This is a genomic window from Enterobacter sp. UPMP2060 (genome assembly GCF_053709655.1).
This window is the reverse complement of sequence record NZ_JBSKJQ010000016.1, coordinates 1-13613: the sequence shown is the minus strand read 5'-3', so window position 1 is coordinate 13613 and position 13613 is coordinate 1. Positions and strand designations below refer to the sequence as shown.

Below are 13613 nucleotides of genomic sequence, written 5' to 3'. Positions count from 1 at the left end.
TCAATGCAACCTTATTTTTTAGCGGCGAAACGCGCTGCTGCTTCGTCCCAGTTCACCACGTCCCAGAAGGCTTTGATGTAGTCCGGGCGACGGTTCTGGAATTTCAGGTAGTAAGCGTGTTCCCACACGTCCAGACCCAGGATTGGGAAGCCGGATGCGCCAGAAATCGCTTCACCCATCAGCGGGGAGTCCTGGTTAGCAGTAGAAACCACCGCCAGCTTGTCGCCTTTCAGAACCAGCCACGCCCAGCCAGAGCCGAAACGGGTTGCAGCGGCTTTTTCGAATTCCGCTTTGAAGTTGTCAACGGAACCGAAGTCGCGCTCGATAGCCGCTTTCAGGTCGCCCTGCAGGGTGGTACCGGTTTTCAGGCCTTTCCAGAACAGGCTGTGGTTAGCGTGGCCGCCAGCGTTGTTACGCAGAACGGTTTTCTTGTCCGCTGGCAGCTGGTCCAGCTTGGTGATCAGCTCTTCAGCAGACAGGTTAGCGAACTCTGGTAGGCTTTCCAGCGCGGCGTTCGCGTTGTTCACATAGGTCTGGTGGTGTTTAGTGTGATGGATTTCCATCGTCTGCTTGTCGAAATGCGGTTCCAGTGCGTCGTAGGCATACGGCAGGGATGGCAGTGTATAACTCATAATCCTCTCCATTATTGTCGGGCGGCACAGCTGTTAATGCCGCGTAAGCAGTTGGTTCATTATAGTTAATTAAATGATATTGAAAATGATTATCAATGCCGTAGTTTTTATAAGGTTATTCGTTTTTCGATTAATCGCGAAATTGTGAGTCTGCTCACGCGGTTAACGTGCTGATTGCCATCCAGAACACATCTGCGGCAACCTTCTGAAGGTCCCCAAACCGCCTAATTTTTACACTCCTCAAGTCGGTGGGAAGCCACTGACGATAAAAACGATGAGGGTGTAAAAATGAATCATGCGATTACGATGGGTATCTTCTGGCATTTGATAGGCGCTGCCAGTGCAGCCTGTTTCTATGCTCCGTTTAAAAAAGTGAGAGGCTGGTCATGGGAAACCATGTGGTCCGTTGGCGGTATCGTGTCCTGGCTGATTTTGCCCTGGACCATTAGCGCCATGCTGCTGCCCGATTTCTGGGGCTACTTCTCCTCCTTCAGCGCCGCCACCCTGCTGCCAGTGTTCCTGTTCGGTGCGATGTGGGGCGTCGGCAACATCAACTATGGCCTCACCATGCGTTATCTCGGCATGTCGATGGGGATTGGTATCGCGATTGGCATCACGCTGATCGTCGGTACCCTGATGACGCCAATTCTCAACGGCAATTTCGACGTGCTTATTAATACTCAGGGTGGGCGGATGACGCTCCTGGGCGTGCTGGTGGCGGTCATTGGCGTAGGAATTGTGACGCGTGCGGGGCAGTTGAAAGAGCGCAAGATGGGCATTAAAGCTGAAGATTTTAACCTGAAGAAAGGTCTGCTGCTGGCGGTGATGTGCGGCATTTTCTCGGCCGGCATGTCGTTCGCGATGAACGCCGCCAAACCGATGCACGAAGCGGCGGCCGCGCTGGGCGTCGACCCGCTGTACGTTGCGCTGCCAAGCTATGTCGTGATTATGGGTGGCGGCGCGATGGTTAACCTGGGCTTCTGCTTCATTCGTCTGGCAAAAGTAAAAAACCTGTCGGTAAAAACCGATTTCTCGCTGGCAACATCGCTCATCATCACCAACGTGTTGCTCTCCGCTCTGGGCGGCCTGATGTGGTATTTGCAGTTCTTCTTCTACGCCTGGGGCCACGCCAGCATTCCGGCGCAATACGACTATATAAGCTGGATGCTGCACATGAGTTTCTACGTACTTTGCGGCGGGCTGGTTGGGCTGGTGCTGAAAGAGTGGACGAACGCCGGACGCCGTCCGGTTGGCGTACTGAGCCTCGGCTGCGTGGTGATTATTATCGCTGCCAATATCGTCGGCCTCGGCATGGCAAACTGATTACGCCCCCTTTCGACTGCGATGACGCCACTGTACCGGCGTCATCCCCACCTCGCGGTTAAACACCACTGAAAAGTAGTTACTGTCCTCAAAGCCGCAGCGCATCGCCACATCACTGACCATCCACTCCGTATGCTGGAGGAGATATTGTGCATGGCAGATGCGCAGCTGGCGCAGATAGTGGTTCACCGTCATCCCGGTCAGGGTGCGGAAATGCTGGCGCAACGCGCGCTCGCTGCACTGTTCCTGCTCGCAGAATTTCTCCAGTACAAAGTTTTTATTCAGGCTGCCCGCAAGCCGGGTGATGAGCTTATCCAGCAGCGCTTCCTGCGTTGTGGCGGAGGGGTTATCAGTGGCGTAACGATGGCGCTTCAACGTCATCACCAGCTGGGCGAAAAGCAACTCCGCCAGCTGGTTAGCAACGGGGTCGTTCTTCTGGCTCTCCTGCTCCAGTTGAGAAATAACCTGCCGTACCTGAGCCATACCGCTACTGCTTAAGCGCCAGTGCGGAGAACACTTAGCATCAAGAAAGCCCGGAATGCTCGCGGCCCAGTCCACGTTAAGCTTGAGCCTGTCCGGACAGTAAATAACGTTTTGCAGCACCAGGTCGTTAACCGAGGCGTAGGAGTGTTTATCATCCGCGCGAATGTAGAACAGGTCTCCGCGCGTGATGCGGTAGGGACGGTCGTTGAGGATGTGCAGGCCGTTACCGCGCCAAACCAGCACCAGCTCGCAAAACTCGTGGGTATGTTCGGCAAAGACGTCCTGCGGGTAGCGATCGGCCACCGTGACGGCCTGACTCGCGGAGGCAAAAAAATCATCTTTGCGAAGAATTAACTGAGCAGCCACACCACGACCTCTACGCCGAATAACCTGACACTATTAGCTTTTTTGCGGAAATAAAACGGTGACTGCCCTCGCGTTACTGAAGCATCGCGTCTTTTCCCTGGCGAATATCGCGCGGAGACCAGTTAAATTCCCGGCGAAACCGCGTTGAAAAGTGATTGCTGTCGCCAAAACCGCAGCAATAGGCAATATCCGTGACGCTATCGTCGGTATGACGTAAAAGATGACGCGCTTTGATCAGGCGCAGACGGTTAAGGTAGCGTTGCGGCGTCAGTCCGGTGTGCTGTTTAAGCTGGCGATGCAGGGTACGCAACGACAGAGAAAAATCATCCGCAAGGGTTTCCCAGCAGACATCCTCGGCAAAATGATCTTCCAGCCAGGCCAGCAGATGGTTCAGGCGCGCGTTGTTATCTTCCAGCCCTTCCACCAGGCTGCTGCGGCGCAGCAGCACCAGAAGCTGCATAAACAGCAGTTCGCGCGTGGCAATGGCGTGCGTCTCCTGCCCGTCCTCGCTCTTCTCCATCTGGCTCACCAGCTGACGCACCTGCTGCAGGATGGACTGATTCACCCGCCAGTGCGACGGATAGTGTCCGTCTTGCTCCTGGGGCAACAGCTGGCTCAGCCCCGAAAGAAACTGGAACGCGTCCGGGGAACGGTAAAGCACATTCGTCAGATACAGGTTGTCGGTATGTTCATACAGGTGCCGGTCGTGGTCGCGCACGAAGCACACCGTACCGCCGCTGATGGTATAAGGCTGGCCATTGAAAACATGAATACCCGTCCCGCGCTCAACAATCACAATTTCGTGAAAATCATGATGATGCTCCGGGAACGCAGCCTGAGGAAGCCGTGGCTCAATCGCGACAGGCGAACCTCCTGAAGGAAAAAAATCCACGCAGTGCAGTACGGTCATAACGGCCCCCACCAATGAAAAATGTTCTCAAAATAGTAATTAAGGCCTCCCACACTCACCTTCAATTTTTGGCAGTAAACCTCGCAAAAGCTGTCCATTTTTCAAGAAACAGGGGGAAAGATCGGGAAATGCGCTCAGCGTCACACTGCCTGAGCATCCCGTCACTGCTGGAAACTGTGAACGTCCTCACATTCACCTTTGCTTTCTTGCCAGCGCGAGATTTGGCCTGTCAGTGGTGAGAAGGTGACTTTTTCTTCCCTTTTTTACACTCACCGCTAATGACTTAAGAAAGGACCCGACCATGACTTTTCGCCATTGTGTGGCTGTCGATTTAGGCGCATCCAGCGGCCGCGTAATGCTCGCGAGCTGGGACCGTGAGCAGCACGCGCTTTCGCTTCGCGAAATGCACCGTTTCGCCAACTGCCTGCAAAAGCAGGACGGTTTTGATACCTGGGATATCGATGCCCTGGAGGCGGAGATCCGTACCGGTCTTAACAACGTCTGCAACGACGGCATTCGCATCGACAGCATCGGCATTGATACCTGGGGCGTGGACTACGTTCTGCTTGATAGCCATGGCGAGCGCGTCGGCTTGCCGGTTTCTTATCGCGACAGCCGCACCGACGGCCTGATGGCGAACGCGATCGCCCAGCTTGGCAAGGACAACATCTACGGGCGCAGCGGCATTCAGTTTCTGCCGTTTAACACGCTTTATCAGCTGCGTGCTTTGGTCGAGCAACAGCCGGAGCTGGTCGCGGACGTGGCCCATGCGCTGCTGATCCCGGACTACCTGAGCTATCGCCTGACCGGCAACATGAACTGGGAATATACCAACGCCACCACCACACAGCTGGTCAACATCAACTCGGATAGCTGGGATGAACATCTGCTGGCCTGGACGGGGGCGTCGCCTTCCTGGTTCGGCACACCCACCCACCCGGGTAACGTGATCGGTCACTGGATTTGCCCCCAGGGGAACGCAATCCCTGTCGTTGCCGTCGCCAGCCACGATACCGCCAGCGCGGTAATAGCGTCCCCACTTGCAAGCAAAGACGCGGCTTACCTCTCGTCCGGCACCTGGTCGCTGATGGGCTTTGAGAGCAAAACCCCGTACGCCAGCGATGCCGCGATGGCGGCAAACATTACCAACGAAGGCGGTGCCGAAGGCCGCTACCGCGTACTGAAAAACATCATGGGGCTGTGGCTGCTCCAGCGGGTGCTGAAAGAGCAGAACATTACCGACCTGCCCGCGCTTATCGCCGAAACCGAGAAGCTGAAGGCCTGTACGTTCCTGATCAACCCGAACGATGACCGCTTTATCAACCCGGCGCACATGAGCGCCGAAATTCAGGCCGCCTGCGTCGAGGGCGGGCAGCCGGTGCCGTCGAGCCCTTCAGAACTGGCGCGCTGCATTTTTGACAGCCTCGCCCTGCTGTATGCCGACATCCTCAGCGAGCTGGCGAGCCTTCGCGGAAAACCGTTTAGCCAGCTGCATATCGTGGGCGGCGGCTGCCAGAACCAGCTGCTGAACCAGCTCTGCGCCGATGCCTGCGGTATCACCGTGGTGGCGGGTCCCGTGGAGGCCTCCACGCTCGGGAATATCGGCATTCAGCTGATGACCCTGGACGAACTTTCCAGCGTTGACGACTTCCGTTCGGTGGTGGCGGCTAACGCCAGCCTGACCACCTTCACCCCCAATCCCTGCCGTGAAATTGCTCGCTTTCGGGAGCAGTTTCAGCAAAACCGACTGACTAAGGAGCTTTGCGCATGACAACTCAATTAGAACAAGCCTGGGGCCTGGCTAAACAGCGTTTCGCCGCCGTCGGCGTGGATGTCGAAGAGGCGCTGCGCCAGCTCGACCGTCTGCCCGTCTCCATGCACTGCTGGCAGGGCGATGACGTCGCCGGTTTCGAGAACCCAGGCGGTTCCCTGACGGGTGGTATTCAGGCCACCGGTAACTACCCGGGCAAAGCGCGTAACGCGACCGAACTGCGCGCCGACCTGGAGCTGGCGCTGAGCCTGATCCCGGGGCCAAAACGCCTGAACCTGCATGCGATTTATCTCGAATCCGACGAGCCGGTGGCGCGCAATGAAATCAAACCGGAACACTTTAAGAACTGGGTGGAGTGGGCCAAAGCCAACCGGCTGGGCCTGGACTTTAATCCGTCCTGCTTCTCACATCCGCTGAGCGCGGACGGTTTTACCCTCGCCCACGCGGACGACGACATCCGCCAGTTCTGGATCGAACACGTGAAGGCCAGCCGCCGCGTTTCGGCGTATTTCGGCGAACAGCTCGGCACGCCGTCGGTGATGAACATCTGGATCCCGGACGGCATGAAGGATATCACCGTCGACCGTCTGGCCCCGCGCCAGCGCCTGCTGGCCGCGCTGGATGAGGCCATCAGCGAGAAGCTGGACCCGGCGCACCACATCGACGCTGTAGAGAGCAAGCTGTTCGGCATTGGCGCCGAGAGCTACACCGTGGGCTCGAACGAGTTCTACATGGGTTACGCCACCAGCCGCCAGACCGCGCTGTGTCTGGATGCCGGCCACTTCCACCCGACCGAGGTGATCTCAGACAAAATCTCCGCCGCCATGCTCTACGTGCCGCGCCTGCTGCTGCACGTCAGCCGTCCGGTGCGCTGGGACAGCGATCACGTGGTGCTGCTGGATGACGAAACCCAGGCGATTGCCAGCGAAATCATCCGTCACGACCTCTTTGACCGCGTACACATCGGCCTCGACTTCTTCGATGCCTCCATCAACCGCATCGCAGCGTGGGTTATCGGCACCCGCAACATGAAGAAAGCCCTGCTGCGCGCGCTGCTGGAGCCTGTCGCCGCGCTGAAACAGCTGGAGGCTAACGGCGACTACACCGCCCGTCTGGCGCTGCTGGAAGAGCAGAAATCCCTGCCGTGGCAGGCGGTGTGGGAGATGTACTGTCAGCGTAACGACGCCCCGGCGGGCAGCCAGTGGCTGGACAACGTGCGGGCATACGAGAAAGACGTGTTGAGTCAGCGCGGGTAATTTTGCCCTCACCCTAACCCTCTCCCACAGGGAGAGGGAACTTTTACCCCCTCTCCCTGTGGGAGAGGGCCGGGGTGAGGGTTCAACCTCACCGCGATAACTGGAAAATGAAGACTATGCAGACCATCACCACTTCCTGGTTCGTCCAGGGCATGATCAAAGCCACCTCCGACGCCTGGCTGAAAGGCTGGGACGAGCGCAACGGCGGCAACCTGACGCTGCGCCTGGACGACGCGGATATTGAACCGTTCGCGGCCGATTTCCACCAGAAGCCGCGCTATATCGCGCTGAGCCAGCCGATGCCGCTGCTCGCCAACACGCCGTTTATCGTCACCGGTTCCGGCAAGTTCTTCCGTAACGTCCAGCTCGACCCGGAGGCCAACCTCGGCGTGGTGAAAGTGGACAGCGACGGCGCGGGCTACCACATTCTGTGGGGACTGACCGACGAGGCGGTGCCCACCTCCGAACTGCCGGCGCACTTCCTCTCCCACTGCGAGCGCATCAGGGCGACGAACGGCAAAGACCGCGTGATCATGCACTGCCACGCCACCAACCTGATCGCCCTGACCTACGTGCTGGAAAACAGCGCCGACTTCATCACCCGCAAGCTGTGGGAAGGCAGTACCGAGTGTCTGGTGGTGTTCCCGGACGGCGTGGGCATTCTGCCGTGGATGGTGCCGGGTACCGACGAAATCGGCCAGGCAACCGCCGTTGATATGCAAAAACATACTCTGGTGCTGTGGCCGTTCCACGGCGTGTTCGGCAGCGGCCCAACGCTGGATGAAACCTTTGGCCTGATCGACACCGCTGAGAAATCAGCGGAAGTGCTGGTGAAGGTGTACTCCATGGGCGGCATGAAGCAGACCATTTCCCGGGAAGAACTCATCGCCCTCGGCAAGCGCTTTGGCGTGAGCCCGTTGCAATCCGCGCTGGATTTATACGCATAACGCCTTCGCAGGAAAAACGTTGATTGTTAAGGAGAATTATCATGAGCTTTATGTTGGCACTTCCAAAAATCAGCCTTCACGGCGCGGGCGCAATCGGCGATATGGTCAACCTGGTTGCGAACAAGCAGTGGGGAAAAGCGCTGATTGTCACCGACGGCCAGCTGGTAAAGCTGGGTCTGCTCGACAGCCTGTTTACCGCGCTGGACGCCCATCAGATGTCGTATCACCTGTTCGATGAGGTGTTCCCGAACCCGACGGAAGCGCTTGTGCAAAAAGGAATTTCGGCTTACCGGGACGCGGAGTGTGATTACGTGATTGCCTTCGGCGGCGGCAGCCCGATTGATACCGCCAAGGCGATCAAAATCCTCACCGCCAACCCCGGCCCCTCAACCGATTATTCCGGCGTCGGCAAGGTGAAAAATGCGGGCGTGCCGCTGGTGGCAATTAATACCACCGCAGGCACCGCGGCGGAGATGACCAGCAATGCGGTGATCATCAACTCCGCGCGGCAGGTGAAAGAGGTGATTATCGACCCGAACATCATCCCGGACATCGCCGTAGACGATGCCAGCGTGATGCTCGATATTCCCGCCTCCGTGACCGCCGCAACCGGTATGGATGCCCTGACCCATGCCATTGAAGCCTACGTATCCGTTGGCGCGCACCCGCTCACCGACGCCAACGCGCTGGAAGCAATTCGCCTGATCAACCTGTGGCTGCCGGAAGCGGTCGAAGACGGTCATAACCTTGAGGCGCGCGAGCAGATGGCGTTTGGCCAGTATCTGGCGGGCATGGCGTTTAACAGTGCGGGTCTCGGCCTTGTGCATGCCCTGGCGCACCAGCCGGGCGCGACGCACAACCTGCCGCACGGCGTGTGCAACGCCATCCTGCTGCCGATCGTTGAAAGCTTTAACCGCCCGAACGCAATTGCGCGTTTTGCCCGCGTGGCGCAGGCGATGGGCGTCGATACCCGCGGCATGAGCGATGAAGCCGCCAGCATGTCCGCCATTCAGGCGATTCGCAACCTGAGCGCTCGCGTCGGCATCCCTGCGGGCTTTAGCCAGCTCGGCGTGACCAAAGCCGATATTGAAGGTTGGCTGGATAAAGCGCTCGCCGATCCGTGTGCGCCATGCAATCCGCGCGCCGCCAGCCGCGATGAGGTCCGCGAGCTGTACCTGGAGGCACTATGATCCGCAAAGCCTTTATGATGCAGGTAAACCCGGACGCGCATGAGGAGTACGCGCGTCGACACAATCCGATCTGGCCGGAGCTGGAAAAGGTGTTGAAAGACCACGGCGCACACCACTACGCCATTTATCTCGATAGGGCCCGCAGCCTGCTGTTCGCGACCGTAGAGATTGAATCGGAGGAGCGCTGGAGCGCGGTAGCGAATACCGACGTCTGCCAGCGCTGGTGGAAACATATGGGCGACGTCATGCCGTCGAACCCGGATAACAGCCCGGTGAGTACCGAGCTGAAAGAGGTCTTTTACCTGGACTGATGTGTTAACGCTGCTGCCCCCGCGGCGGCGGCGATCTCCTGCCTGCTGCTCAGCGTAAACGCCGACACCACCGTAATCGCCAGCACGAAACAGCCCAGCATCAGATACGTCTCCTGGAAGCCGATCCGGTCATACATATTCCCGGCAAAAGCGGAGAGGAAAATGGCCGCCGACTGCTTGGCGAACTGGAAGCCGATCAGATAGATAGTCGCTGACAGTCGGGTATCAAACACCCCGGTGATGTACTTAAATGCGCCCACCAGCAGGAACGGGACTTCCAGCGCGTGCAGCATCTTGAGGGCAATCACCTCCACGGCGGTGGTGGCGAACGAGGAGCCGATAATGCGCGTCGCCATAATCACCCCGGCGATCAGCAGCGTGTTCTTCGCGCCGATGCGGTTAATGATCCACGGCGAACAGAACATAATGATGGCGTTACAGATTTCCCCCGCAGTCGTTGCGAAACCAAAGGCGCGGGTCCCTTCCTGCGGCGTGGCGAAGAAGGTTTTAAAGAAGGTGGCAAACTGCTGGTCGAAAACGTCATACACGCAGGCCACGCCAATCACATAGAGGATAAACATCCACATTCTGCGCTGGCGGAACAGGTTGAACACGGTTTTGGCGGTGATTTGCGGCTGGTTCGCGCCCAGGGCATCCATGACCTGCGCCGTCTGGTTGGGCTTTGGCTTCGCCACCACCAGCAGCAGCATCAGCAGCAATGCCGCTCCCGATCCCATCCAGAAAACGTACGACGGATCGATGCCGAACAGGATGCCGCCCGTTGAGGCGCACAAGCCCCAGCCGAGGCAGCCAAACATCCGCGCCTTGCCGTACTCAAAGAAGCTGTTGCGGCTCACGCGCTCAATGTAGGCCTCAATCGCCCCCGATCCGGCCGAAAATACAAAACCGATATACAGCCCGCCGCTCAGCGCGCCCAGCCAGATATTGGCTTTCAGCAGCGGCGCGAAGACGTACAGGAAGAACGGCGCGAACAGAAACAGCAGCACCGCGATGATCCACAGAAGGTGTTTTTTCAGCCCCAGCTTGTCCGAAATTACGCCCAGCACTGGCTGGAAGGCGATAGCCGACAGTGAGATGCAGGAGAAGACAATCCCGGTGTGGGTTTTATTCAGGCCGATGATGTCCGACAGCCAAATCGGCAGGAACGGAAAGCAGGTGGCCATAATGAAGAAGTAGAGAAAGAAGAACAGCCCAAAGATCCAGAAGTTAGGGTTGTCTTTGTGGGTACAGGTTGTTGTGTTCATTATTTTTATCCTCAACGGAGGGCCGGTTCCCCGGCCCGTCACCCTTACACGCGTTCGACGCCAATCAGAATGGCGGTTTCCGGATCCAGAATCGGCAGCGCAATGCCCGCCTGCATCAGCCACTCGCCGCTCACCGTTTGCGGCGTTTCCATCCACGCCGGCAGCTTGCGCATGGTGTGCCCTCCCTCGCCCGTAATCTGAATATTCGGGTGATCGAGCAGCGTGACGCGGTACCGCGCGCTGGCCTCCAGCCCCGCCATGCGCAGCGGCATCATCAGGCTGTAGTCCGGCATCGCGAGCTGGCTGACCATAAACAGCCCCTGAGCCTTATCTTCGCTAACAATACCCTGCGCCAGCGTGGTGGCGTCCGGCATATCAATTCGCCACTGGGTGCCGTGGTGAATGACCTCCCGCCACTGCTTGTGCAGCGCGGCGTAATGGCGATAGCCTTCGCGCTCCCGTGCGTCCACGGTGAGCGGATCCAGCTCCAGCCCCATATGGCCAAACAGAGCCGTCAGCCCGCGAAACTGGATGCTATGCTGGCGGAAGGTGGCGTGGCATTGATGATGACCGATATGCGCGCCCATCACCTCCGGCGGGAAGAAGTAGCTCATGCCGCGCTGGATGGTGCTGCGCTCCAGCGCGTCGTTGTTGTCGGACGCCCAGAAGCGGTGGCTGCGGGTCAGTACCTCATAATCAATGCGACCGCCGCCGGAGGAGCAGGATTCAAACTCAATATGCGGGAAGCGCTCGCCCAGCACGTCCAGCAGGCGGTAAAACTGACGGGTCTGGGCGTCGGCGGCGGCTTTACCGTTGTGTCCAGGCTGCACCAGCTCGCGGTTCATGTCCCACTTCACGTAGTCGACCGCATGCTCGCCCAGCAGCCAGTTCATGCGCTCTACCAGGTAATCAAAGGCCTCCGGGATGTTGAGATTGAGCACCAGCTGGTGTCGTCCGGTCGCCCGGGGATAGCCCGGCAGCGCCAGTACCCAGTCAGGATGCGCACGGTACAAATCTGAATCCGGGTTGATCATCTCCGGCTCAACCCAGATGCCAAACTCCATGCCGAGCCGTTTGACGTGGTCGATCACCGGCGTCAGGCCGTTCGGGTATTTTTTCTCGTCCAGATACCAGTCGCCCAGCGCGGCATGGTCGTCGTTACGGCCTTTGAACCAGCCGTCATCAATGATGAAACGCTCCACGCCCAGCGCGGCAGCCTCGTCGGCCATGCGCTTAATGTACTCCGGATCGTGGTTGAAGTAGATCCCTTCCCAGGTATTGAGGTGCACCGGGCGCGGTTTGTTTTCCGGGAAGCGGATGACGTTGTTGCGCAGGTAGCGATGAAACGGCTGGCTCATGCCGTTCAGGCCCTGCGTGGAGTAGCTGGCGTACAGGCGCGGCGTCCAGAGCGTATCGCCCTCCTCAACCGCCATTTCACCCGGCAGGTAGAGCGCTTCGGCCTGAAGATAGCGACGACCGTCGGTTTTCGCTTCCGCGCGCAGGCGGTGATTACCGCTCCAGCCCAGATGCACGCCCCAGACGTCGCCCTGCATTTCGCTGAACGACGGCGTACCGGCAATCAGCGCCGGGAAGTGCTCGTGGGAGGTTTTACCCCGACGGTTTTCAATCACGAAGCTGTCGTGTTCAAGCTTTACGCGGTGCGGCTGAAACTCTCTGATCCAGCGTCCGTGGAAGGCCATCACCTCCTGCGCGCGCTCGGCCACCGGCAGCGTGACGGCGAAACGGTCCACCTGCCAGGGGATCGCTTTCAGGTTCGTTAAACCGTGACGAACCACCAGCACGCCGCTGGCATCCAGCACCAGCTCGCTGGTCAGGCGCAAGCCCGCATGCTCATCTTCGGCGGTAATGGTCAGGGTGTTTACGTCCTGATGCACCTGCGTGGTTTTGAACACCGGGGAACCGTCCAGCCCCTGGCGATGACCCTCAATGCCAGGCGAACCAAACAGACCATGCCCCAGCTCGGCCATCAGCGTGACCGGGGAGTCGACGTCAAGCCTGCCGTTGGCAACAGGACGTGCGAGCATAGCAACATCCTGAGGCGAAAAGTGCTGAAGGTGAGGCCCCCAGTAGAGAATTTCGGCGAACGGATGGGTTTTGATCACCACGTCTACCGTCGTGGTTTCGAGTCGTAAAACGGGATCTTGCATCAGACATCTCCTGTCATCGGGATGATCTGAGTGTTGATCCGAAACGTTTCGGATACAAACCAAAACGTTTCGGTTCTGTGATCGGGTTTAAAATTTTGCGGTATTTAGGCCGTCTGGCCCGGAGAGAATTCAGGCTGCCAGAGCACCTGAAGCTGTTCAATATCGTCGCCGCTAATCAGCTGGCGCACCATATCGGCAATCTGTTTCCCGACGCCCTGACGGGTGGATTGGATCACCGACGCCACCTCAATATCAACGATGCTGTCCTGCGGCAGGCCGTCATAGACCACCAGCGAGACGGCGTTGTCGCCGGATAAACGCCCCAGCTGCGCCAGCGCCATCGCCGCGCCGTCACCGTGGGTGTTGCAGTCGGTGATGATGGCCGTTGGCGGCTGCGGCAGGGCAAGCAGTTCTTTCGTGGTGGCATACCCGACGCGGCGCGAAGGCGGCATGGCGCGCAGCCATTCGCTGGAAAGCCCGGCTTCCCGCAGGGCGTCGAGATAACCCTGACGGCGCTGGGTGATAAATGCCTGATTGTTGCTTTCGCCAAGTAGCGCGATACGCTGATGGCCTTTCTCGATCAGCCAGCGGGTCGCCTGCCAGGTACCGGCATAGTTGTCGAAGTCAAACCACGCATACGGCTGCGGGAGGTGGCTGCGCCCAAGCGCCAGGAAAGGAAAACCGGCGGCCTGAAGCTGCACAAGACGCGGATCGTGATCCAGCGTGTGCGCCACGATCAGCGCGTCGACGCGTCGGCTTTGCACCATGCGCATATAGCTGTGCTTATCCGCCAGATCGTCGTCGGCGATGAGCAATAAGTCGATCTCATGTCGCGCCAGTTCATGGCTAATTTCGCCGACCATGTCCATAAATACGCTGTTATTGAGCGGAACAGGATGTACGGGAAACACCAGCCCGACGGCGTCAATTTTGCCCATCTTCAGGCGGCGGGCGAAGGTGTTCGGTCGGTAACCACGGCGCTGAGCCTCCG

The 13613-nt window shown here is 58.6% G+C and carries 12 protein-coding genes; 6 read left to right on the top strand and 6 right to left on the bottom strand.

Translation table 11 applies throughout. The features are described from left to right. Positions 1-11: 11 nt before the first annotated feature. On the bottom strand, positions 12-632 hold the full coding sequence (gene sodA / locus ACWKXN_RS20940) for a superoxide dismutase [Mn] (protein ID WP_004203668.1): 621 nt from the start codon (positions 630-632) through the stop codon (positions 12-14). A gap of 288 nt (positions 633-920) precedes the next feature. On the opposite strand from sodA, the gene rhaT reads away from it, so the two are divergent. Next, complete coding sequence (gene rhaT / locus ACWKXN_RS20935) at positions 921-1955, top strand: L-rhamnose/proton symporter RhaT (RefSeq protein WP_039264206.1); 1035 nt, start codon at positions 921-923, stop codon at positions 1953-1955. Here the strand turns inward: rhaT and rhaR are convergent, their stop codons facing one another. After that, positions 1956-2804, bottom strand: coding sequence for an HTH-type transcriptional activator RhaR (rhaR, locus tag ACWKXN_RS20930; RefSeq protein ID WP_182931336.1), 849 nt, complete (start codon positions 2802-2804; stop codon positions 1956-1958). A 73-nt stretch (positions 2805-2877) separates the two neighbouring features. After that, a complete protein-coding gene (rhaS, locus tag ACWKXN_RS20925) occupies positions 2878-3714 on the bottom strand; it encodes an HTH-type transcriptional activator RhaS (protein WP_454544284.1) in 837 nt (278 codons plus the stop codon). 301 nt (positions 3715-4015) lie between these two features. On the opposite strand from rhaS, the gene rhaB reads away from it, so the two are divergent. The 5 genes from rhaB (at position 4016) to rhaM (ending at position 9189) form a co-directional block, all read left to right on the top strand. Next, positions 4016-5485, top strand: a complete 1470-nt coding sequence (rhaB, locus tag ACWKXN_RS20920; RefSeq protein ID WP_047059159.1) for a rhamnulokinase — start codon at positions 4016-4018, stop codon at positions 5483-5485. Next, the gene (gene rhaA / locus ACWKXN_RS20915) at positions 5482-6741 is read left to right on the top strand and encodes an L-rhamnose isomerase (RefSeq protein ID WP_182931337.1); all 1260 of its coding nucleotides are present in this window, start codon (positions 5482-5484) and stop codon (positions 6739-6741) included. Before rhaB ends, rhaA begins: the two co-directional genes overlap by 4 nt. A gap of 116 nt (positions 6742-6857) precedes the next feature. Then, entirely contained in the window at positions 6858-7688 is an 831-nt protein-coding gene (gene rhaD / locus ACWKXN_RS20910; RefSeq protein WP_182932127.1) for a rhamnulose-1-phosphate aldolase, read from the top strand. Positions 7689-7729: 41 nt separating this feature from the next. Then, positions 7730-8878 (top strand): lactaldehyde reductase, encoded by a 1149-nt coding sequence (gene fucO, locus ACWKXN_RS20905; RefSeq protein WP_182931338.1) that lies wholly within the window; start codon positions 7730-7732, stop codon positions 8876-8878. Continuing rightward, on the top strand, positions 8875-9189 hold the full coding sequence (gene rhaM / locus ACWKXN_RS20900; protein WP_048976990.1) for an L-rhamnose mutarotase: 315 nt from the start codon (positions 8875-8877) through the stop codon (positions 9187-9189). The genes fucO and rhaM overlap by 4 nt, the downstream gene beginning before the upstream one ends. Here the strand turns inward: rhaM and ACWKXN_RS20895 are convergent. The 3 genes from ACWKXN_RS20895 to ACWKXN_RS20885 all read right to left on the bottom strand — a co-directional run. Then, positions 9177-10454: an MFS transporter gene (locus ACWKXN_RS20895; protein ID WP_045888507.1), complete on the bottom strand. Its 1278-nt coding sequence runs from the start codon at positions 10452-10454 to the stop codon at positions 9177-9179. The genes rhaM and ACWKXN_RS20895 overlap by 13 nt on opposite strands. 44 nt (positions 10455-10498) lie before the next feature. Then, positions 10499-12622, bottom strand: coding sequence for an alpha-galactosidase (locus tag ACWKXN_RS20890; RefSeq protein WP_454544283.1), 2124 nt, complete (start codon positions 12620-12622; stop codon positions 10499-10501). 104 nt (positions 12623-12726) lie between these two features. Continuing rightward, positions 12727-13613: substrate-binding domain-containing protein (locus ACWKXN_RS20885; RefSeq protein ID WP_454544282.1), on the bottom strand; the 887-nt coding region annotated here is incomplete at its 5' end.

Excerpts from the sequence above, each read along its gene's own strand:
- sodA (WP_004203668.1), bottom strand. The coding sequence starts at position 632 with ATGAGTTATACACTGCCATCCCTGCCGTATGCCTACGACGCACTGGAA.
- rhaT (WP_039264206.1), top strand. The coding sequence starts at position 921 with ATGAATCATGCGATTACGATGGGTATCTTCTGGCATTTGATAGGCGCT.
- rhaS (WP_454544284.1), bottom strand. The coding sequence starts at position 3,714 with ATGACCGTACTGCACTGCGTGGATTTTTTTCCTTCAGGAGGTTCGCCT.
- rhaB (WP_047059159.1), top strand. The coding sequence starts at position 4,016 with ATGACTTTTCGCCATTGTGTGGCTGTCGATTTAGGCGCATCCAGCGGC.
- rhaA (WP_182931337.1), top strand. The coding sequence starts at position 5,482 with ATGACAACTCAATTAGAACAAGCCTGGGGCCTGGCTAAACAGCGTTTC.
- rhaD (WP_182932127.1), top strand. The coding sequence starts at position 6,858 with ATGCAGACCATCACCACTTCCTGGTTCGTCCAGGGCATGATCAAAGCC.
- fucO (WP_182931338.1), top strand. The coding sequence starts at position 7,730 with ATGAGCTTTATGTTGGCACTTCCAAAAATCAGCCTTCACGGCGCGGGC.
- rhaM (WP_048976990.1), top strand. The coding sequence starts at position 8,875 with ATGATCCGCAAAGCCTTTATGATGCAGGTAAACCCGGACGCGCATGAG.
- ACWKXN_RS20895 (WP_045888507.1), bottom strand. The coding sequence starts at position 10,454 with ATGAACACAACAACCTGTACCCACAAAGACAACCCTAACTTCTGGATC.
- ACWKXN_RS20890 (WP_454544283.1), bottom strand. The coding sequence starts at position 12,622 with ATGCAAGATCCCGTTTTACGACTCGAAACCACGACGGTAGACGTGGTG.